Origin of the sequence: Variovorax sp. dw_308 (assembly GCF_019207085.1) — a bacterium.
Lineage (GTDB): Bacteria > Pseudomonadota > Gammaproteobacteria > Burkholderiales > Burkholderiaceae_C > Variovorax.
In genome coordinates this window covers 99,388-119,847 of the sequence record NZ_JAATOM010000017.1, presented here as the reverse complement: position 1 = coordinate 119,847, position 20,460 = coordinate 99,388, and the positions used below count along the sequence as shown (strand labels likewise).

Sequence of the window (20,460 nt, the reverse complement as noted above, 5' to 3'; positions counted from 1 at the left end):
CCGGGTGAGTCTTGCTGCATGTCCCGGCCCTGGTCGGCGGCATCGGCAGCGACCGGGTGCCGGGCGTGTTCCGCCGCCATCCGGAGGTTGCAGGGGCCCGCCGCAAATCGGAAAAGCAAGGCCGCCGAAGCAACCAGCGGTTCAGTGGCAAAGGGAATTGAGCCAGCGGTCGAAACGCTCTTCAGCGTTGCCACCAGAAGGCAGGCGAGCCGGTTCAACCGCGCGCGGCACTTCGCGCGGGCTGTACCCGAACTGGGCACGGAAGGCCTTGCTGAAATGCGCCGCGCTCTTGAATCCGTGGTCTTCGGCCAGCCGCGCGATCGGCTGGCGATCGCAGGACTGCGCCAGGATCTGGTGCACGCGCGCTAGCCGCCGTTCCTTGATGTATTGCGACACGCCGCCGAGCGGCTCGAACAGGCGATACAACGTCGAGCGCGAGACGCGCAGCAGCTTGCACAGGTGGGCCGCGGCCAGTTCGGTGTCGGCCAGATGGTCCTCGATGTGGCGGCGTGCGCGACGCAGCAGCGCGCCGTCGACCGCTACACCCGTCGTCAGCGGGTCGATGACGGTCGGCGCCAGGCTGGCGGCCACCAGGCCCACCGTTGCCGCGGACAGCGCCGGAAGTTCTTGCGGCGCGGTGTCGGGCAGGCCATGCAGCAGCGCCGCGAGGTGGTCCGACAGCAGGTGCCCGCAGGCGTTGTCCGGAGAAAGCCCATGCAGCCGCATCGGCTGCGGCAAGGCGGCGTCGAGCGTGTCGCGCGGAATGTAGAGAACCGAGCTGGAACAGGCCGACTCGCTCTCCTCGGGCAGGGCCATGTCGGTGATGAGGAAGCGCCCCGGCGCGAGCGACACGCGCCGCCCTGCCGCGTCGCAGTGGAACTCGCCGCCATGCAACAGCAGCAGGCGGTAGTGGTCCAACTGGTCGGACTGGATGTTGCGCTCGCGCCGCATGCGGGTCTGCGTCGGCCCGAAGGTGGCGGCGCCGACGATCAGCTCGGACATGCGCCACATCGTCACGTCCGCATGGAAGTGCGCCGGGTCCGCGTCGTCGGCCAGCTGCATGTCCCAGCTCCGCGAAAGCGAACCGCGCCAGTAGTCCAGCGCTTCCCGCGCCGATGTCGCCCGCGAATCGAAGCGCATGTGGGGAAGTGGGGATGGACCCGCCAGAGTCATGGAAGAGCACCGTGTGAAAAGGATGGGGAAATTCTAGGAATCCATGTGCAAGGCGTCTCAACGGTGCGTGTCAGTTCTTGCCCGTGCGTCTCATACGACTTTGCAATCAAGCGCATCACGGCGTTGGAGCGCCTTGCCGTGCTACAGCACTGTCTGCGGCGCTCCGCCTTGTCCTGCGCTTGATTGCAAAGTCGTGTCAGTCGCGGAGCGAGCGGAGCCACTTGTCGAAGGCGGCCTGGCCTGCGCTTGCGAGGGCGGCGGGCTCGCTTGCCGCCAGCAGCCCGCGCTGGCGCACCTCGTTGGGGCTGTAGCCGTACTGCTCCCTGAAGGCGCGGCTGAAGTGCGTGGTGCTCTTGAAGCCGTGGTCCTCCGCGATGCGCCCGAGGTACTGCCGCTGCGTCGATGACGACAGCACCGCATGGATGCGTGCGAGCCGCCGTTCCTTCACGTAGTGCGCCACACCGCCCAGGGGCTCGAACAGCCGGTAGATCGTGGAGCGCGACACCTTGAAGAAGGCGCACAGCGCCTCGGCCGAGAGGTCTGGCTCGCTGAGGTGGAGGTCCACGTAGCGGCAGGCCTGGCGCAACAGATTGCCTTCGATCGTGGGGCGCGCATGGTCGAGCGTCTGCGCCGAAGGCACCAGGCTCGCGGCCAGCAGGTTGACCGTGGCGCGTGCGAGCGCCGCCGTCTCCTGCGGCTGGAGTTGTGCAGCCACACGGGCCAGCGCGCGCAGGTGGTCGGCCATCATGCGAGCCGTGGCGCCGCCCGGTTGCGCGCCGTGCAGGTCGAAGCTGCGCGGCAGCGCCTCGTCGAGCATCTCGCGCGGTATGAACATGACGACGTTGGCACCGCGCGTGGTCTCGTAGCGCTCCTCGCGCGACATGTCCGACAGCACCAGTTCGCCCGCCTCGATCTTGAATCGGCGACCGTCGGCTTCCAGGCGCAGTTCGCCCTCGGTCTGCAGGATCACGCGGTAGTGGTCGAGCTGGTCGGCGCGCGCGTTGCGCAGCGTGCGGGTCTGCGAGCGCGGGCCGAAGACGCTGTCGCTCAGCAGCACGCTGCCGAACTGCCAGATCGAGACGTCGTAGGCGCTTTCCTCCGGTCGCGCGCCCTCGGGGACAGACACGTTGAACGTGCCGCCCAGGCTCTGCTGCCAACGCTCGAATCGCTCCTGCACCGGGAGCTGGCTGGAGACCAGGTGCAGGCGCGGCAATCCGCCATTCGCCATTCGCGGTTGTCCTCCGTGTGCGGGGGCAGTATCCGGCCGGCGCACGTCCGGGGCAAGGGCGTATGCCGTTGCATGACGGCGGGCCGGGCTTTCTGCGGGCTCCAATCGGCTGAAGGCGGCGGCGCAGCACTGCGCGTCAGGAGTGGGACGTTGGCAACGGGTAACGGGACACCGAAGTAACGAACATGCCCCATAGCGACCGCCTTCAGGTACTGCCCCGGCGCGGCGATGGGCAAGCGCATGCGCAGTCGGAGCTCGATGCTTCCTGAACACATCGCTTACGCCTGCGAGCGCACGATGACGGCCAGTGTGCGACCATTCCCTTCACGGACCCGGGTCCCGATCCAGTCCGGCAGACTTCGTCCTGTCGCCGACTTCCCCGCTACGAAGTGATCCTGCGCCGCATCCTCCTCGCAATCGCCGCCCTGCTCGCCACGGCCGCCTGGCTGGCCTGCGTGCACTGGATGACCGGGCTGGAACGCAAGGCGCCGCCCTATCTCGACATCGACCTGGAGAAGGTGCCAGCGGGTAGCCCGAAGTTCTACACCTTCCAGGGCACACCGCTGGTCCTCTTGCGAACCACCGATGCGATCCTCGATGACCTCCGGACGCAGACCATCCATACCTGGAACCAGCGCCCCATGCCGGCCGGGCGTCCATCGTTCTTCGTCTACTCCCTGGTGAACCCGAGCGACGGATGCGAGGTCGAACACTCACCCAACGGCGCGGACCGTTATGCACCCGCGCGCCCGTGGCAAGGCGGCTATTACGACCCGTGCCGCTTCGGCGAATGGGACTACGCCGGCCGCGCGATCAAGCAGTACGCAGACCAGGACCCGCAATTGCTGCGGATGCCCGACCTGGATGTCCCGGACTTCGAATTCAGGGAACAGCACATCCTGCGCATCACCGGTGTCCCGCAGCGATAGGCGATGCCGGTCGCGTCTTCGCTGGCACCTGTACGGGCATTCATAGCGCTCGCTCTCAGGCAACAGACGGGATCGGTTCGGCGCTGTCACCGGGCAGCAGGAGTTCGGGCACCTGGCTGAATCGATAGGCGCCGCTGGTCGCGTCAAGATCGAACACCCAAACCATGTCGAACCGTTCTCCGGGCCACTTTTGCGGCGCACTCGTGTCGCCGAGTATTGCGTTGGCGATCAGCGGAATGTGCTTGTGCTCCCAACCGATCAGCACGACGCCATCGCATGACGTCGCAGCGGTCGCCACCTGGGTCTCCTGGCCGACAGCGTAAGTCGCATTGATGTCGAGCGAGAGCTTTTGGGCGACGACGCTGACCGTCTCGAATGGTCTTTTGCTCGACGTGCCCGCATCTTCGGATGCCGCAAAGACAGCTTGTGGCTGCGCGAGTTCCTGGCTTTGCAGCGACCCACGGCTCGGTGCAAAAAGGACTGCGAGCGCACCGGCGCGGGTCCATCCCGTCACCAGCAAGGAATTCACATCCTGCACGCCATCAGTCGTCACTCCGTAAGGCGGTACGGCGCCTTGAGGCTTTTCGCCATGGCGAATCACCATGATTTTTTGTGCACGTGCCATGTTTTTCCTCCAACGGACGAGCCGCGTTGACTCAGGAAGCTGTCGGCGGAGTCGACAGTGTCGGCGAAGATCGGCACCCCGATAACAACTCAATGCGCAGGACGCCAGCCCAAACATTGCATCCAGCTTTGACCGCAGTCAAGGCTCATCGACGATAGGCCTGAGAGCCTGACGGTCCTCTGACTGGTTACACCCAGCCTTCATCAAAGAAATCATCTGCCCGCTTCTGCAGCTTGATGCTGGCCATGGTCGCGGATGCTGCCCCAAATCCGAGATGGAAGGAAGTCGTCGTCACACCGGTCCGAGACTAGGCAGACTCTCGACCCGCAGCCCCCTTCGCCGCAGCCTTGCGCTTGCGATACTCCGCGAACTGCGTATCCGCCAGCACCCCGATCAGGATCACCGAGCCCATCACCGCGAAGTTGAGCGAACTCGGAATGCCCAGCAGGTTGACCAGGTTCTGCAGGATCTGCAGCAGGATGGAGCCGAGCACGACGCCGACGATCGAACCCTCGCCGCCGCGCAGCGAGAAGCCGCCCAGCACCGACGCGGCAATCGCGTAGAGCTCGTAGAAATTGCCGTGCGACGAAGGCGATATCGAGCGCGTGTACATCGCGAAGAAGATGGCCGAGATGGCCGTGAGCACGCCGCAGATCACATACGACGCGACGATCACCTTGTTCGTGGGCACGCCCGAATAGCGTGCCGCCTCCTCGTTCTTGCCGACGGCGAACAGGTAGCGCCCGAACACCGAGCGGTGCAGCACGACCCACATGACGACTGCGATCACGACGAACGCGAACATCGAGTGCGGTATGCCGAGCGTCCGGCCGGTGGTCAGCCATTCGAGCGTCGGAAAACTGTCCCCGAAGGCAAAGCCCGCTGTCCCGTCGGCGGTGTAGTAGCGCGCCGCGCCGCGGTAGATCAACAGGCCGCACAGCGTGACGATGAAAGGCTGCAGGTGCAGCCTGGTGATCAGCAGGCCGTGCGCGAGCCCCATCACGGCCCCGAGCACGAGCATCAGCCCCAGCGCCACCGGCCAGGCGACGCCGTGGTTCACCATCAGGTCGACGAAGAGCACACCCAGCAGCGCAATGATCGAACCCACCGACAGCTCGATCCCGCCGGTGATGATGACAAAGGCCTGCCCGATCGCGAAGATGCCGAACAGGCCCACGAGATTCGCGGTGTTGGCGATATTGATCGGCGAGATGAACAGCGGATTGATGATCGCGACGACGGTGCCGACGACGAGGATGAGGATCAGCAGGCCTATGTCTTTTTTGAGCATCTGTGCAAGTCTCAGTGGACCGTCTTGCCGACCGCGAGCCGGAGGATCTCGTGCTCGCTGAATTCGCTTCGCTCGAGGAAGCCGCTGATGGCGCCCTCGTGCATCACCGCGATGCGGTCGCTGACGCCGATCACTTCTTCCATGTCGCTGGAGATCATCAGGATGGCGACCCCGGCGTCGGCCAGGTCGCGCAGCATCCGGTAGATCTCGCTCTTGGCGCCGACGTCGACGCCGCGCGTGGGCTCGTCGCAGATCAGCACCCGCGGGTTCATCGTCAGCCACTTGGCCAGCACGACCTTCTGTTGATTGCCGCCCGACAGTGTCCCGGCATGCACGCGGACACTCGCGGCGCGAATGCCAAGCCGCTCCTTCTGCCGCTCGGCCATCGCGAGCGCCTGCGCCTCCTGGACCAGCCCACCTTTCGAACTTCGATGAAGGTTGGGCAGCAGGATGTTCTCGCAGATCGAATCCGCCAGCAGAAGGCCGCATTGCTTGCGGTCTTCGGGGACGAGGAAGACGCCGCGCTCGATCGCGTCTCGCGGTGTCGCGAACTCGACCTTCTCGCCGTCGAGCGTCAACGCGCCGCCGACCAGCGTGTCGATGCCTGCGAGCGCGCGCGCCAGTTCGGTCCGGCCGGCGCCGATCAGGCCAGCCATCCCCAGGATCTCCCCGCGCCGCAGTGTCAGCGAAACCGGTCGTCCGGGCCAGGTGCGGGTCTGCGCTGCATCGATCTCCAGCACCCCGTCTCCCGGCGGTGACGCAGGCGGCAGGTAGAGCGCCTTGAGGTCGCGGCCGATCATCATGCGGATCATGGCCGCGTGCGAGATCTGCTCGCGCGCCAGTTCGCCGACGTTCTTGCCGTCGCGCAGCACCACGACGCGGTCCGCGCATTCGCAGAGTTCGTTCAAGCGATGCGAGATGAAGATGACGCTGACACCGTTGGCCTTCAAGTCGGCGATGACCCGCATCAACCGGTCGGTCTCGGACAGCGTCAGGCTGGAAGTCGGCTCGTCCATGATCACCAGGCGCGAGTTCAACGACAGGGCCTTGGCGATCTCCAGCAGTTGGCGTTGCGCGATCGACAGCTCCGCGACCGGCGAGTCCGGCGCGAAGTCCACGCCCAGCGCATCGAGGAACGGACGGGTCTGGTCATGCAGCTTCCTGCGGTCGACCAGCTTGAGAATGCCGCCGTACAACGGCTCGCGCCCGATGAACACGTTGGCCGCCGCATCGAGGTTCTCGAAGAGGTTCAGTTCCTGATGCACGAAGGCAATGCCGGCGTCGATTGCGTGGGCGACCGACAAGGCATCGAACCTGTCTGCATCGACATGGATGTCGCCGGACGACGGCGCGACTACGCCGCCGAGGATCTTCATCAGCGTCGACTTGCCGGCGCCGTTTTCACCGACCAGGCCGATGACCTCGCCGCGGGAGACCTCCAGCGAGACGCGGTCGAGCGCCGTCACGCCGGGATAGGACTTGGTGATTCCGGCCAGTCGAAGAAACGGTTCGGTCAGTGTGTGCCTCCCCGCACCGGCTTGCCGCACACGCTGGCTACTTGCCCAGGGTCGCCTTGAGGTTGGCCGAGAAGGCGTCGACGTTGGCCTTGTCGATGACCTTGGTCGGCACGATGATGAGCTTGTCCGCCGGGATCTTCGACTTGTCGCCTTCCAGGTAGGCGGCCATCAGCTTCATGCCCTGGTAGCCCCATTCATAAGGCTGCTGCACGACCGTGCCGGCAAAGCTGCCGTCCTTGACGGCGCCCAGCGTGATCGGGTCTTCGTCGAACGCGATCACCGTGATCTTGCCGAGCTTGTTCGCGGCCTTCAGCGCCTCGTAGATCTTCGGCGGGTTGTAGGAGTAGAAGCCGACCATGCAATTGATGTCCGGCTTGGCCGCCAGCACGTCGTCGACATTGCTGCGCGCCTTGGCGAAGTCGACGTCGTCACCGCGCACGTCGACCAGTTCGATGCCCTTGCCTGCGACGGCCTTCTTGAAGCCGGCAATACGTTCCTTGGCGTTGTCCGCACCGAGGAAGCCGACGAAGCCCATGCACTTGGCGCCCTTGGGCAAGGCCTTCACGGCGATCTCGCCGGCCTGCACACCAGCGAGGGTGTTGGATGAACCGAGATAGGCGATGCGATTGCTGTTCGGCGCGTCGCTGTCGGTGGTGAAGAGCGGGACCTGCTTGGCGATGCGGTTGAAGGCATCGACCGATGTCTTCGGATCGACCGAGGAAATCATGATCGCGCTGGTGCCGGCGGCGACCAGGTCATCCATCAACGCGTTCTGCAGCGCGGCGGTGCCTTGCGCCGGATACCTGAATTGCAGCTCGTACTTGGGCAACTCCGCCTGCGCCTTCTTGACGCCGGCTTCGGCCAGCTTCCAGAAGTCGGAAGACGCGTTGACGATGAAAGCCAGCTTCTTCTTTTCCTGCGCGGAGGCCGGCGTCGCGGTCAGCGCGAGCGTGGTGGCAAATGCCAGAGTCAGTGCGGAACAGAGAGCGGAACGACGACCAGCCTTGAGCATGTATGTCTCCAAGTGAAGTTGCATCCTGGAGTTCGACATCCGATCTCCAGCGGACCGCGTCGGGGCGCGTTTCGTCCGCCGGGCATGCTATGCCTAGAACGTCAAAAACTGCAAGATGCGTTCTATTGGGGCTTTCCTTCATGCCGGAGGGGGCGTGGGGCAGAGGCCGTCTACGGCACTCGGGTGCGGTCACCGCCCTCCCCGCCTCGGCCGCGACAAGCTCGAATTGGCTCAGGAGCTGAGCATCGGGTTCATCTTGAAAGGACTACAGCGCAAGCCGGCCGTTCACGCAGGTGATGCACGAACCGCCTACGCGAACCTGGCCTTCCGTACCGACTCGCACGTTCACTCGCCCATCCCGCCCGACACAGCGTCCCTGCGCAGCCACGTACGCCGCGCCGCCCGCCGGCAGCAGGCCGCACTCCCACTGGAAGGCCGCCACGCTGGCGTTGCCGCTGCCGCAGACGGGGTCTTACTCGACCCCGCACGACGGCGCGAAGGCGCGCACTTCCATGGCCAAGTCTCCCTGCGGGTAGCGGCCAAACACGGTAAGGCCCGTGACGCCCAGGCGGCGCTCGAATGCCGCCAGCCTGGCGAAGTCGGGCCGCAGGTCGAGCACGGCGGTTGCGTCCTTCATCGGCAGGACAACCCAGATGGGCCCCACGTTCACGATGGCCGGCGCCGGCTCGTGGTTCAGCTTGCATCCAAGCATGACTTCCAGCTCCGCGACCTCGGCGGCAGGCAGTGGCTGGATGCGCGCGGAGGGCAGCTCAAACATGAGCTGGCGGCCGTCGGCTCCATCCTCGATCGTCACGTCGACGAGCCCGATGCCGCACTGCTGGACCAATCGACCCCCTTCACGCGGCACGGCCCGCCCCGCTTCCAGGATGGCATGCGCACTGCCCAGCGTCGGATGACCGGCGAAGGGCAACTCGCTGCGCGGCGTGAAGATGCGCAGGCGATAGTCCGCCGCGGGCGTCGTCGGCGCCAGGACGAAGGTTGTCTCGGAAAGGTTGGTCCACCTTGCGACGGCCTGCATGGTGTCGGAGTCCAGGCCGTCGGCGTCGAACACGACAGCTACCGGATTGCCTGCCAGCGGCCGGCTCGTGAAAACGTCCACCACCTTGTAGTCATGGGCGCGCTTCATATTGACCTCCATCAAACACGCCCGTCATTCGTCGCATTCATGGCGCGACCTGCGGGAAGCACGCCGTCGATTTCAGTCTGCGTGATGCCGTACTTCGCCATGCGGGCGCGATGTTCCGCCGAACCGAGATACCTGCGCAGCTGTTCGTTCACGGCCTGCAGGAGGCCGTGGTTGCGCTTGTCGAACGAGAAGGCGCCGACAGGAAGCCTTGCGTCCTTGCCGACCTCGTGCGCAACCGCCTCCAGCGCCGGGTTGCCGTGGGCCTCGGCCCGGTTCCCAACGGCCGTTCCCGCGAAGGCATCTATCTTTCCGGCGACCAGCGCGGCGACGGCTTCGGCTGGTCCCTGAACATCACGATCTGGCCGTCGCCCACGCCGGCCGACCTGGCCGAATCGAACTGCACCTGCCCTGCAATGATCCCCAGGCGCGCATCGTCATGCGCCGCCAATGCCTTGTAGCTCGTGAGCGCCTTCGGATTGCCGGGTTGCACCAGGAATCCGTCACCGAGCGCCCACACCGGGAGGCTGAACGCGACGTGCTGCGCGCGCTCCGCGGTCACGAAAATCGGGACGTTCATGTCCCAGCGTCCCCGCTGCACGCCGGGCAGGAGCTCGTCGAACGACACTGGCAAGTGCTGGATCGAGGTGACGCCGGCGGCGCGAAGCACGGCGTCGGCAAGCTCGATGTCGGCGCCCACGACGGACCCGTCTTCGGCGGTCCAGTAGTAGGGCGGTTCTTCGATATAGGCAATGCGTACCTTCATGGGTGCACTCGATGGGCATCAGGGTGGAGGGATGGGACCATCATGCGCGTGGCCGGGCGTCGGCTGGCCTTCATGCCGCAGCAGCGTCCAGCACCGTCGACAGGGCGGCCAGGGCGGGACCCAAGCGTCGAGACGGCAGGTAGCCGAAGCCCAGTCGGAAGACGCGGTCGCTCTCGCCGAACCATGCGCCGGACGCCAGTTGAAGTTCGTGCCCGGGCAGCAAGTCCCAGAACCGCGAGACGCTGGCGCTGCCGAGCTTGTCCGCGCGAAGGCGCAGGCAGCACAGCGCACCACCGTCCGGTCGAATCCATTCGACGCGTTCGCGCTCTGCCTCGCACCAGGCCGCCAGTTTTGCAAGCGCTTCGGCGAGCAGCCGGCGGCGCGGCGCCAGCACGCTGTCGCGATGGCGCAGCAGTGCAGTGGCCAGTGCCTCGTCCAGCACCGAGCCGCAGATCACTGTGTTCATCTTGGCGACGACCAGGCGCGCCCGGAGATCCGCATCCGCGACGGTGAGCCAGCCGGTGCGCAAGCCCGGCGCACCCAGCGCCTTCGACACCGAGGCGCCCGTGACGATGCGCGGGTGCAGCCCGGCAAAGCTGTCGGGGACTGCGTCGTTGCCGTACGTGGCCTCGCGATAGGTCTCGTCGATGAAGAGGATGGCCTGCGGCGCCCGGCTCTCCAGCAACGCGAGCAGCTTGTCGACAATGCCGCGAGACATGCGGACCCCGCTCGGGTTCTGCGGCGAAGCGAGACTGACCAGCCTGGTCTTCGGCGAAAGACTTGCCGTGAGTTCGTCCGGATCCAGCTGGTAGCCGTTCTCAAAGCTCAGCCGGACCTCACGGACGGCGACACCTGCGCCAAGAAGGCAGTCGCGGCTCGGCGGAAAGCACGGTGTCACGAGGACCGCCTCGTCGCCTGGACGGCAGACCTCGAAGGCCAGCAGGAAGAGTCCCAGGGCCGTCCCCTGGGTCGTGATGACCTGATCGGCAGGCACCTTGCAGGCCTTGGCGATCTCCTCGCGAAGCTCGACCGCTCCCGCAGACCGGCCGTAGCCCAGCTTCAGTCCGCGCAGGGTCTCGAGCCCAGCCAGGTCCAGCACATCCCCGACTGTCAGGTCCTGCGATGTGCTCTCCGCCAGGTTGAACGGCCGATTCACGTCGAGCAGGGAAATGATCTCGTTGTAAGGAAACCTGCCTCGCCACGCCGGGTAAGTCGGCCCGGCGGGGCCGGACTCCGCTGCATCCACCTGCTCTTCGAGCACTGTCATTCGTCCCGCCTTGCAGTTGCGTGAGTCGCCCGATGTCGTCAATCGCCTGCCCCGGGGCGCGTCGGGTAGCAGCGAATGAACGCATCCTAATGATCGCCAAACAATCACAACAGCCACAATTTCTGTCTGATTGGACCAGCACAATTTGCATGTCATGCAAAGGCGCTTCGCCGACAATCCGGCGCAGTCCCACCGCGAGCACGCAATGGACACAAACGCTACGTATCGCTACGAACAGTTGGCCCAAATTTTCATCAGGAAGATCGACAAGGGCGTGCTCGCGCCGGGTGCGCGCATGCCGTCCGTGCGCGCTGTCGGCGAGCAGCATGGCATCAGCACGTCTACGGCATTGCAGGCCTATCGCCTGCTGCAGGATCGCGGCATCCTCGTCGCACGGCCCCAGGCCGGCTTCTATGTCGCTGCCTCGCGTGCGAGTGCGTCTGGCACCCGGCCCACCGACAACGCCGCAGAGTCTTCCGCCTCCCATCGCTACGAGCAACTCGCCGAACTCATCGTCAGCATGATCGACAACGGCACGCTCGCGCCCGGCGAGCGCGTGCCGTCCGTGCGAGCCCTCAGTGAGCAGCACGGCATCAGCATCTCCACGGTCCTGCAGGCCTACCGGCTGCTGGAGGACCGCGGCGTACTGGCCGCGCGGCCACAGTCGGGCTTCTACGTCGCTGCCACGCAAGGTGGCACGCTCGCGCGGCCGTCGCCGTCGCGCCTGCGTTCCAGGGCGTCGACCGTGTCCATCAGCGGCGCAGTCGCAGCCCTACTGGAGCACGCGTCCAATTCAGCGCTCGTGCCGCTCGGCTGCGCCGTGCCGGACGCGGCCTTGCTGCAGTCCAAACGACTCGACCTGGCGCTGGCGCGTGCCGCACGCCAGCACGGCGCGCGCCACAACGTCTACGGCTCGCCGCGCGGCGACCTGGGCCTGCGCCGCGAAATCTCCAGGCGGGCGATGCGCATCGGGCATGCGCTGTCACCCGACGACGTGATCATCACGAACGGCTGCACCGAAGCCGTGATGCTCGCGCTGAGCGCCGTCGCCAAGCCGGGCGACACCATCGCGGTCGAATCGCCCACCTACTTCGGGCTTCTCCATACGCTGGAGGTGCTCGGGATGAAGGCGCTGGAGCTCCCCACCGATCCGACCCGCGGCGTCAACGTGGCCGCGCTCGCACGGCTGCTCGACACGGAACCCGTGGCGGCCTGCATGCTGTCGTCGAGCTTCAGCAACCCGCTGGGCGCGTTGATGCCCGAAGCACAGAAGCGCGAGCTGCTGGCCCTGCTCGCGCGGCATGCCATCCCCCTGATCGAAGACGACGTGTACGGCGAGATTCATTTCACCCGCGAGCGGCCCAGGCCGTTCATTGCGCTCGACGGCGGCGCCAGCACGATCTACTGCAGCTCGTTCTCGAAAAGCCTGGCACCCGGATACCGCATCGGCTGGATCGCGCCGGGGTCCCTTGCGCAACGCGTCGTGGACCGCAAGCTGGCGTTCAGCCTGTGCAGCCCCGTTCTTCCGCAGGTCGCGCTCGCGGACTTCCTGGCCAGTGGCGCCTACGACGCACACATGCGCAGGCTGCGCCGCCTGCTGGAAGAGAACCTGCTGCGCCTGGCCCGCGCCATCGAGGCGAGCTTCCCGCCCGAGACGCGCGTCAGCCGGCCCGCTGGCGGATTTGCGCTGTGGGTCGAACTGCCAAGCAGGTTCGACTCCCGCGCCCTGTTTGACGAAGCGCTGGAACATGGCATCTGCTTTGCGCCAGGGGATGTCTTCTCCGCAAGCCGTCGATTTCGAAACTGCCTGCGCCTGAGCGCTGGCAGCACCTGGAGCGAGCGAATCGACAAGGGAGTTCGGCGACTTGGCGCGCTCGCGCGCACTCAGCTCTCGCGCTAGACGCGCGGCTCGGCTTGCACCCATGTGCGCAAACGGGAGCCCGTCACCTCGTGGAATCAAATGCTCGCGAGAGGCCCCGACGACTGGCCAGCCAATCCAGCCCCTCACCCCGGAATATTCGGCTCCACCAACTGCGCCAGCGTAATCAGCGACTCCTGCCACCCCAGGTAGCACATCTCCACGGGAATCATCTCGGGGATGCCTTCCTGCACGATCGAGACATCCGTGCCGCAGGACACGGCAGCCAGCGTCACCGTTGTCTTCATGGTCCCAGGGAGGTTCGGTTCGTCGAAAGTTGCGTCGTAGGCAATGCGCTCTCCCGGCACAAGCTCCAGGTACTTGCCGCCGAACGAGTGGATGTGCCCGGTGCCGAAGTTCGTGAACGACATGCGCCAAGCGCCGCCGACCACGGGGTCCATGGCATGGACTTGCCCGGTGAAGCCGAACGGCGGCAGCCAGCGCTCGAAGGCGCTGCGCTCGGTGAAGGCGCGGTAGATCTTGTCCGGCGTGGTGCGCAGCACGCGGTGATGGCGGACGGTGTTGGTAGCCATGGCTTGTTTCTCCAGAAAGTGCAGAGGACGACCCTCAATTCAAACGACGAACGAGCCTACACAAAATCGACATGCGTCATCTGCGACCGCGTCCCCCTCAGAAAAAGTAGTTGAACTTCACCGACCCCGTGTTGGACTTGTAGTCATGCGCGAACTCCCCCGTGTACTCCAGCCGCAGTTCCGTCGACTTGGTGAGCGACAGGTTGGCCCCCAGGTTGACCTTCATGCGCTGGTCCGGGATGGACGACACGGCCCGGAAGGTGCTGCCGTCGGCCCAGCCCGCGAGGTTCGCCTGCGCGCCCCATTCGGACTTGTTCTGCACCACGGCGCCGATGCCGGCGAAGGCGCGCAGCTCCATCTGGTTGTCGAGCCGCATGCGGCCGCCGACTTCCAGCATGGGCGAGGCGGCGAACATGGTGTCGCTCTGCTTCTGCACCTGCAATGCGAGCGGGCCGGCGCCGGTCTCGGTGTAGGCGCCGGTGGTGATGCGCACGGCATGCAGGTCGACGTAGGGCTTCAGGTACCAGCCCTCGTAGGGCATCTGGTAGGCGATGCGCGAATGCAGGCCCGCGTGCCATGCATCGAAGGAGCCCGTGGCCACGCCGCCGACGGCGCCGATCATCGCCAGGCGCGAGCTGTCGTAGCTGCCGCGTCCCAGGTCGGCCGCGCCGGAGATGGTCCAGTTGCCGATCTCCTTCTTCACGATCGCGCCGATGGCCACGTTGTCGCCGCTGACGCTGCCGCCGGAGCCGTCCGCATTGAGCGAGCTGTGGTCATACGACACCGAGCCGCCCGCGATCCAGCCGTCGCCGATGCGCTTCTGCGCACCGACTTGCGCGCCGGCGGCGCTGGCGTTGTAGCCGAGGCTGTCGCTGTTGGTCTTGCGGTCGGTCTGGTTGTCGATCACGCGGGCCCAGACGCAGTCCCTCTCCTGCAGCAACTCGCCCAGATGCTCCGAGCCCGGGCAGCTGTTGAGCCGCTCGACGAAGGAATGACTCGCCGCCAGCCGCGCCGTGCCCACCGCCTGCATCGCCTCGCCGCTCAGGCCGTTGAGCGCAGTGGCATAGGCGGCCGGCGTGGCCAGTTGTGACAGCGACGCATAGGTGCTGGCCTGCGCGTTGCTCACGCTGGACGTGAAGCCCGCGTTCAGCTTCGCCGCCAATGACTGTTGCGCCGCGCTGAAGTTGTTGGCCGCCGCGACCGTGGCCAGTTGCGACACCGGCGCCACCGCGTACTCGTTCGCGCTCGTGGCCTGCTGCTTGTAGGTGAAGAGCATGTTGCCGCTGTCATGCACCGACAGATTCCCGATCGACAGTGGATTGCTCGACGTGACCAGCGTGACCGCATTGTTCGCCAGCAAGGTCGGCGCAAGCTGGTACACGCCCGACAGCGTCGCGTTGCCCTGCACGTTGAGTTGCGCGGCGGTGCCCTTGGTGAAGTCGACCGGCGTCGAGATGGTGCCGGTGCTCGTGAAGTTGCCGTTGACCGTGCTGGCCGCCATCGCAGTGCCGGCCGCGCCGAGATTGACCGTGCCGCTGTTGGTGAAACTGCCTGCGGTCGTCGTCGTGCCGAGGTTCATGATGCCGCCCGCATCGTTGATCACGCTGCCCGTGCCGCCGTTGATCCCGAGGTTGATGCTGCCGATGATCGTGCCGCCTGACTGGTTGTGCACCAGCGTGCTGCCGATGGCGCCCGAGATGGCCGTGCCGCTCGCAGTGGCCGCGATATTGCCTTGATTGCTCACGGTGTTGGATCCCGCCGACTCGATGAAGATGCCGCCCGCCGACTTGTCGCGGCTTTCCACCCACGAATCCGGGTTCAGCGTGATGGTCGTGTTGTTGGTGCCGTTGCCACTGCTCTGGGCGTAGATGCCATACGAGCCTTCGCCGTGCGTCTGCACGACAGTGTTGTAGCCCATCGTGATGCTGACGTCGCCGGTGCAACCCGTGCCGCTGCAATTGGCGTACGGCGTCGCGCCCGCGTACGCATAGCCGGTGTTGTTCGCGCCCGCCACCACGCCGCCGCCGCCACCGACCGCCTGCGCGAAGATGCCATGCGCGCCCTTGCCTTGCGTCACGATGTTGCCGCCGCTCTCCAGGTCCACCGAGACGTTGCCGCCCTGCCCGCTTTCCGCCGTCGGATTGGTTTGCAGTCCGCTCGCCAGGTTGACGTTCTGCATGCCCCCGATGACGCCGCCGCCACCGCCCACGCTCTGCGCGATCACACCGACCGCGCCGTCGCCGCTGGTGTAGATCCAGCCGCTGTGGTCGAGCTTGACGTTGACGCTGCCGCCATTGCCGGTCTGGTTGGTGCTGCCATAGAGCTTGTCCAGTTCCTGGCTCGGTGTGGCGCCCGCGAACAGGCCGCCACCGCCGCCGATGCTCTGCGCGAGGATGCCGTAGGCGCCGGCCTGGGTCGTCAGGATCGACGAGGTCGGACTCGTGCTGCCCGCACCCAGCGTCACGTTGACCGTGCTGCCATTGCCGCTCGCACCGCCTGTGCCGCCAATGGTGATGGGGATGGTCGTCGTGTCCTGGATGCCGCCGCCATTGCCGCCGCCCTGCGCGTCGGTCACCGTGCTCGTGGTCGTCAGAACGCCCCCGCCGCCGCCGATGCTCTGCGCGATCACGCCGATGCTGCCCACCCCGTAGCCGCGCACCGTGCCGGTCGCGTTCTGTCCGATGTCGACCGTGACATTGCCGCCCGCACCGCCGGCGCCGCCGCTGCCGCCGAGCGTCGCGCTGATCTGCATGTTGTTGCCGGACGTGGTCGCGGCGATGTCGCTGGACAGCAGGTGCGCCGTTCCGCCGCCACCACCCGTGCTCTGCGCGAGGATGGCGGGCGACTGTCGTTCGTTGGTCGTGACCGCGCCGTCGTTCGTCACCGTCACGTCGCCACCCGCACCGCCTGCGCCACCCGAGCCGCCGATCGTCACCTTGAAGTCCTTCAGCGCGCCGTCCGACTTGGCGGTCGCGCCGCCCTTGCCGCCGCCACCGCCCACGCTCTGCGCATTGATGCCATAGGCCGTGACCCCGTTGGTCGTGATCAAGCCGGTGTTGGTGACCTGCACCGTGCTGCCGCCGCCTGCCCCCGCGCCGCTGCCGCCCACGGTGAGCGTGCCGCTGGTGCTGTCCTTGTCATCGCCGCCCGAGGTCTCGCTGCCGGAGAAGCTGCTCGCGCCGCCCACCCCGCCGCCGCCGCCGATGCTCTGCGCAAAGATGCCGTCGGACTTGGTGCCGTTGGTCTGGATCGACCCGGAGTTGTTGACCGTGACCTGGTTGCCATCGCCGCCGATGCCGCCCTGCCCGCCGATGGTGGCGTGCAGCTTGAGGTTGCTCGACGTGCCATCCCCGCTGTCATCGTCGCGCAGCGCGGCAGACGCGCCGCCGCCGTTGAGGACCGTCTGCAGGTCCGACAGCTTGTCGATGCCCTTCCACACATCGTCCCCGACCTTGTAGACGCCATCGGCGATCTTCGTCACGTCGGAAGGGTTGAGCCCGAGGCCCGTGGCGATCGTGTTGCCCATCTGGTTGACCACGTCCTGCGCCTTCTGCGCCCCGCCGGCCGTCGATGCACCCTTGCCCGCCTTGCCGCCGCCACCGCCGACGCTCTGCGCGAAGATCGCGTCGGCTTCCGCACCCTGCGTCAGCAGGTTGGCCTGGTTCGTCACGTTGACCTGGCCGCCCCCGCCGCCGCTGCCCGCATTGCCGCCGACCGTGACGGCCACCGACAGGTTGCCGCCGTTGGCCTTCGCCGTGCCGCCGCCCGATGCGCCACCGCCGCCGCCGATGCTTTGCGCAAGGATTGCGTTCGCGCCATCGCCCGAGGTCGCCACATTGCCGAGCGAATTCGTATTGACCGTGACCGTCCCGCCCGTGCCGCCCTCGCCGCCCTGGCCACCCACCGTGACCGTGCCGCCAAAGCTGTTGCTGCCCGAACCGGCAGACGCCGACGAATCGCCGGTGCCGCCGACGCCGCCCCCACCGCCCGTGCTCTGCGCGAACACGCCGTACGCATCGGCGCCCATCGTCACGACCAGCGCGTTGTTGTTCACCCTGACCGCGCCGCCGGTGCCGCCGCCCTTGCCCTTGCCGCCGACGCTCGAACTCACGCTGACGTTGGTGCTCTCCTTGTCGCCGCCGTTGGCATACGAGGATGCAGTCGAATCCCCGCCGTTGCCGCCGCCGCCCGCGACGTTCTGCGCAAGGATGCCGATGGCGCCATCGCCCGCCGTCGTGATCAGGCCGTTGTTGGTGACCGTGACAGGACTCTTGCTCTGGTCGCCGCCCGCGCCTCCGCTGCCGCCGATACCGATGCTCACCGACGTGGTCGGAAACTCCGGATCGCCGCCGAGCGCAATCGCCGTCGCCAATGCCGTGCCGCCCTGCCCGCCGCCGCCGCTGATGCTTTGCGCCTTGAGGCCGAACGCGTCCGCGCCGTAGGTCGACACCTGGTTGTTGCTGGTGAGATTCACGACGCCGCCGGTGCCGCCCGTCGCGCCCGCGCCGCCAAGCGCGAACGAGGTCGACACCTGCACGCCGGCGTTGATCGCCACGCTGGCACCACCGTTGCCGCCGCCGCCGCCCACGCTCTGCGCCGCGATGCCGCCGGACTGCTGTCCGCTGGTGGTGATGAGGCCGTCGTTCTGCACGTTGACCGTGCCGCCGATGCCGCCGCTCTTGCCGTCGCCGCCGATCGAGATCGAGGGCAGCACCGTGCCCACGACCAGCGAGTTGCCGCCATTGCCGCCGGCCCCGCCGATGCTCTGCGCGATCAGCGCGGTCGACGAGTCTCCGTGCGTGACGATGGTGTTGTTGAGGGCCGCCGAGTTGCCGTCCGTGGCCAGCAGCCCGGCCGTCACGTTCAAGCCGTTACCACCCGCGCCGCCATTGCCGCCGATCGCCCCGCCGCCTCCCAGCGTGAGCGCATTGCCGCCCGCGCCGCCACCACCGCCGACGCTCTGCGCCACCATGCCGGCCGCGCCGGTGCCGCTCGTCGTCACGCTGCCGCCCTGCCCCGACATGTAGACGTTGCCGCCCGCACCACCGTTCTTCGACGCGCCGCCGTATGCGCCGAACACGCTGTCCGCGTCACCGCCGGCATTGCCAGCACCGCCGATGCTCTGTGCGAGCACACCATAGGCATAACTGCCGCTGGTGCTCACGCTGCCGTTGATGATGGCCGTGGCCGTGTTGCCGGCGCCGCCCATGCCCGCGTCGCCGGCCGCGCTGCCCATGCCGGCCCCGGTGTTGCCGCCAGCGCCCCCAACACCGCCGTTCGAGCGCACGAGCACGCCGGGCAACACGGTCGTCGAGGTCGTCGGCGTGTCGTGGCCCAGGGTCGTCACCAAGCCGTTGCCCTCGATCGTCACGCTCGCGATGCCCGCCAATCCGCCAGCGCCGCCCATGCCGCCATGCGCATAGTTCTGCGCGGCGTCGACCGCAGCGGCGCCGCCGGCACCGCCGTAGCTGATCGCCGAGACCCCGATGGCCGCCACGCCCGGCGCCGTGCTCACCGTGGTTTTCACGGGCGTCTGGTTCTGCGGTGTCTGGCCGATGTCGACGACCACCGCGCCACCCGCGCCACCGGCGCCGCCATTGCCGCTCATGCTCGTGTCGTTTGTGAAGCCGCCGACGCCACCCGTGCCACCGTCTCCGCCGCCCGATGCGGCCGATGCGCCGGTCGTCCCACCGGCAATGCTGCCGCCCGACTGCAAGATCAGCGTCGACGTGTCCGCGGTGGCACCGTTGCCGCCGACGCCGCCCGACGAGGTGCCGCTGTTGGACGACGCGCCGCCGTTGCCGCCCGAGCCGCCGCGGTTCTGCACCAGCGCGCCGATCACGCCGCCGCCCACTCTGCCCGACACCGTCAGCGTCGCGGCCGGCGTGAATCCGCCGTCGCCGCCGTTGCCGCCGGTTGACGACGAGGGCGCTTCGCCGCCTTTGCCGCCATCGCCGCCGTTGCCGCCCTGCACCAGCACGTCGACACCGTCCGCGGCCGAGGACTGGACGCGTCCCGTCACCGTCACCTGGATCGGCAGCACCGAGGGGCCTCCGGCGCCGCCATCGCGCCCCTCGGTTTCCGAAGCACCGCTGGAGTCCTCGACGCCCGTGCCACCGTTGCCGCCGACTGCGTTGATCGATGCGCCGGTGCCGGCCGTCGTGATGGTGCCGCCGATCGACACGGTCATCGCATTGCTGCCGCCGCCATTGCCCGACTTCGCGCCGAAGAAGCCCGTGGAGCCCGAGTCACCCTGTTGCGACGAACCGCCTTGCGAGAGCGCGTACAGGCCCGGCGAGCCGGGATCGGTCGATGTGACGGTGCCGTTCATCGTCACGTCCACCTCGCCGCCGCCGCCGCCGACACCGCTCCTGCCCGGGCTGCCGACGTGGTCCCCCTGGCCTCCGCCGCCATCGCCGCCCTGGGCCGTGAAGCGAAGTATGCCGCCAGTGTTCGTGCCAGTGGCCGTCACGCCGGCGCCGGTGACGGCGGAGACGGTGTTGCCCATGCCGCCGGCGCCGCCGTCCTGCCCGTCGCTGTTCGCGTCGCCACCATTTCCGGCATGGCTTTCGAACTGGACCGCGCCCCAGCCGGTGGGGCCAGGAACAGCCGTGAGCGTCTGCGAATTGGTGAAGGTGCTGATGATCGTCGGCGTGGAGCTTCCGGTGTCGCCGTGGCCCGCCGCCGCTTCGGTGTAGACGATCTGGCAGGCGGTCGGGCTGCCCTTCTGGCAGGCGGGGCCGCTGTCGGCGAGCGCCGCAGTAGAGCTCAGGTAGACAGCCGCGCCGCCCGCCGGCAGCAGCACGGCGGACTGAGCGAGCGCGGCGACAAGCTTGCGCATGCCGAAGCGTTTGCTCGCGGTGGTCGTGGCGCAAGAGGTTGTGAACCCAGGGGATGGCAAGGTCGCGACGCGACCCACGGGAGTCATTGGTTTGGGCATGGTGTGCAGCGGTTGAACGGTTGATCGAAGCTGCACAAATCGTATTTTTCGGACCTCTGCGCGTGTTGTCCCGGCGTCCCGCTTCTTGCCCCTGTGACTCAAGCCTGCAGTCCCACG

12 protein-coding genes and 1 pseudogene are annotated in these 20,460 nt (G+C 67.3%); 2 read left to right on the top strand and 11 right to left on the bottom strand.

Annotation, left to right across the window (positions count from 1 at the left end; all coding sequences use genetic code 11):
- Positions 1-141: 141 nt before the first annotated feature.
- A complete protein-coding gene (locus HCU76_RS26295; RefSeq protein ID WP_218511065.1) occupies positions 142-1,140 on the bottom strand; it encodes a helix-turn-helix domain-containing protein in 999 nt (332 codons plus the stop codon).
- Positions 1,141-1,369: 229 nt separating this feature from the next.
- Positions 1,370-2,401 (bottom strand): helix-turn-helix domain-containing protein, encoded by a 1,032-nt coding sequence (locus tag HCU76_RS26290; RefSeq protein WP_218511064.1) that lies wholly within the window; start codon positions 2,399-2,401, stop codon positions 1,370-1,372.
- Positions 2,402-2,790: 389 nt separating this feature from the next.
- On the opposite strand from HCU76_RS26290, the gene HCU76_RS26285 reads away from it, so the two are divergent.
- On the top strand, positions 2,791-3,330 hold the full coding sequence (locus HCU76_RS26285) for a hypothetical protein (protein ID WP_218511063.1): 540 nt from the start codon (positions 2,791-2,793) through the stop codon (positions 3,328-3,330).
- A 55-nt stretch (positions 3,331-3,385) separates the two neighbouring features.
- Here the strand turns inward: HCU76_RS26285 and HCU76_RS26280 are convergent, their stop codons facing one another.
- The 7 genes and pseudogenes from HCU76_RS26280 to HCU76_RS26250 form a co-directional block, all read right to left on the bottom strand.
- The gene (locus tag HCU76_RS26280; RefSeq protein WP_213958700.1) at positions 3,386-3,955 is read right to left on the bottom strand and encodes a hypothetical protein; all 570 of its coding nucleotides are present in this window, start codon (positions 3,953-3,955) and stop codon (positions 3,386-3,388) included.
- 307 nt (positions 3,956-4,262) lie between these two features.
- Complete coding sequence (locus HCU76_RS26275) at positions 4,263-5,246, bottom strand: ABC transporter permease (RefSeq protein ID WP_218511062.1); 984 nt, start codon at positions 5,244-5,246, stop codon at positions 4,263-4,265.
- An 11-nt stretch (positions 5,247-5,257) separates the two neighbouring features.
- Positions 5,258-6,712 (bottom strand): sugar ABC transporter ATP-binding protein, encoded by a 1,455-nt coding sequence (locus tag HCU76_RS26270; RefSeq protein WP_218511061.1) that lies wholly within the window; start codon positions 6,710-6,712, stop codon positions 5,258-5,260.
- Between the two features lie 88 nt (positions 6,713-6,800).
- On the bottom strand, positions 6,801-7,775 hold the full coding sequence (locus HCU76_RS26265) for a sugar-binding protein (protein WP_218511060.1): 975 nt from the start codon (positions 7,773-7,775) through the stop codon (positions 6,801-6,803).
- Positions 7,776-8,247: 472 nt separating this feature from the next.
- Positions 8,248-8,922 (bottom strand): PhzF family phenazine biosynthesis protein, encoded by a 675-nt coding sequence (locus tag HCU76_RS26260; RefSeq protein ID WP_218511059.1) that lies wholly within the window; start codon positions 8,920-8,922, stop codon positions 8,248-8,250.
- Between the two features lie 11 nt (positions 8,923-8,933).
- Positions 8,934-9,685, bottom strand: a pseudogene (locus HCU76_RS26255) (transporter substrate-binding domain-containing protein).
- A gap of 70 nt (positions 9,686-9,755) precedes the next feature.
- Complete coding sequence (locus HCU76_RS26250; protein WP_218511058.1) at positions 9,756-10,952, bottom strand: pyridoxal phosphate-dependent aminotransferase; 1,197 nt, start codon at positions 10,950-10,952, stop codon at positions 9,756-9,758.
- Positions 10,953-11,157: 205 nt separating this feature from the next.
- Between HCU76_RS26250 and HCU76_RS26245 the strand changes: the two genes are divergently transcribed.
- Positions 11,158-12,852: an aminotransferase class I/II-fold pyridoxal phosphate-dependent enzyme gene (locus HCU76_RS26245; RefSeq protein ID WP_218511057.1), complete on the top strand. Its 1,695-nt coding sequence runs from the start codon at positions 11,158-11,160 to the stop codon at positions 12,850-12,852.
- A gap of 104 nt (positions 12,853-12,956) precedes the next feature.
- Here HCU76_RS26245 and HCU76_RS26240 read toward each other — a convergent pair whose 3' ends face one another.
- Positions 12,957-13,403: an SRPBCC family protein gene (locus HCU76_RS26240; protein WP_218511056.1), complete on the bottom strand. Its 447-nt coding sequence runs from the start codon at positions 13,401-13,403 to the stop codon at positions 12,957-12,959.
- 97 nt (positions 13,404-13,500) lie between these two features.
- Entirely contained in the window at positions 13,501-20,244 is a 6,744-nt protein-coding gene (locus tag HCU76_RS37100) for an autotransporter outer membrane beta-barrel domain-containing protein (protein ID WP_218511055.1), read from the bottom strand.
- Positions 20,245-20,460 lie beyond the last annotated feature (216 nt).

Coding starts and splice junctions, on each gene's coding strand:
- HCU76_RS26260 (WP_218511059.1), bottom strand. CDS start 8,922: ATGAAGCGCGCCCATGACTACAAGGTGGTGGACGTTTTCACGAGCCGG.
- HCU76_RS26250 (WP_218511058.1), bottom strand. CDS start 10,952: ATGACAGTGCTCGAAGAGCAGGTGGATGCAGCGGAGTCCGGCCCCGCC.
- HCU76_RS26295 (WP_218511065.1), bottom strand. CDS start 1,140: ATGCGCTTCGATTCGCGGGCGACATCGGCGCGGGAAGCGCTGGACTAC.
- HCU76_RS26275 (WP_218511062.1), bottom strand. CDS start 5,246: ATGCTCAAAAAAGACATAGGCCTGCTGATCCTCATCCTCGTCGTCGGC.
- HCU76_RS37100 (WP_218511055.1), bottom strand. CDS start 20,244: ATGCGCAAGCTTGTCGCCGCGCTCGCTCAGTCCGCCGTGCTGCTGCCG.
- HCU76_RS26245 (WP_218511057.1), top strand. CDS start 11,158: ATGGACACAAACGCTACGTATCGCTACGAACAGTTGGCCCAAATTTTC.
- HCU76_RS26290 (WP_218511064.1), bottom strand. CDS start 2,401: ATGGCGAATGGCGGATTGCCGCGCCTGCACCTGGTCTCCAGCCAGCTC.
- HCU76_RS26280 (WP_213958700.1), bottom strand. CDS start 3,955: ATGGCACGTGCACAAAAAATCATGGTGATTCGCCATGGCGAAAAGCCT.
- HCU76_RS26265 (WP_218511060.1), bottom strand. CDS start 7,775: ATGCTCAAGGCTGGTCGTCGTTCCGCTCTCTGTTCCGCACTGACTCTG.
- HCU76_RS26240 (WP_218511056.1), bottom strand. CDS start 13,403: ATGGCTACCAACACCGTCCGCCATCACCGCGTGCTGCGCACCACGCCG.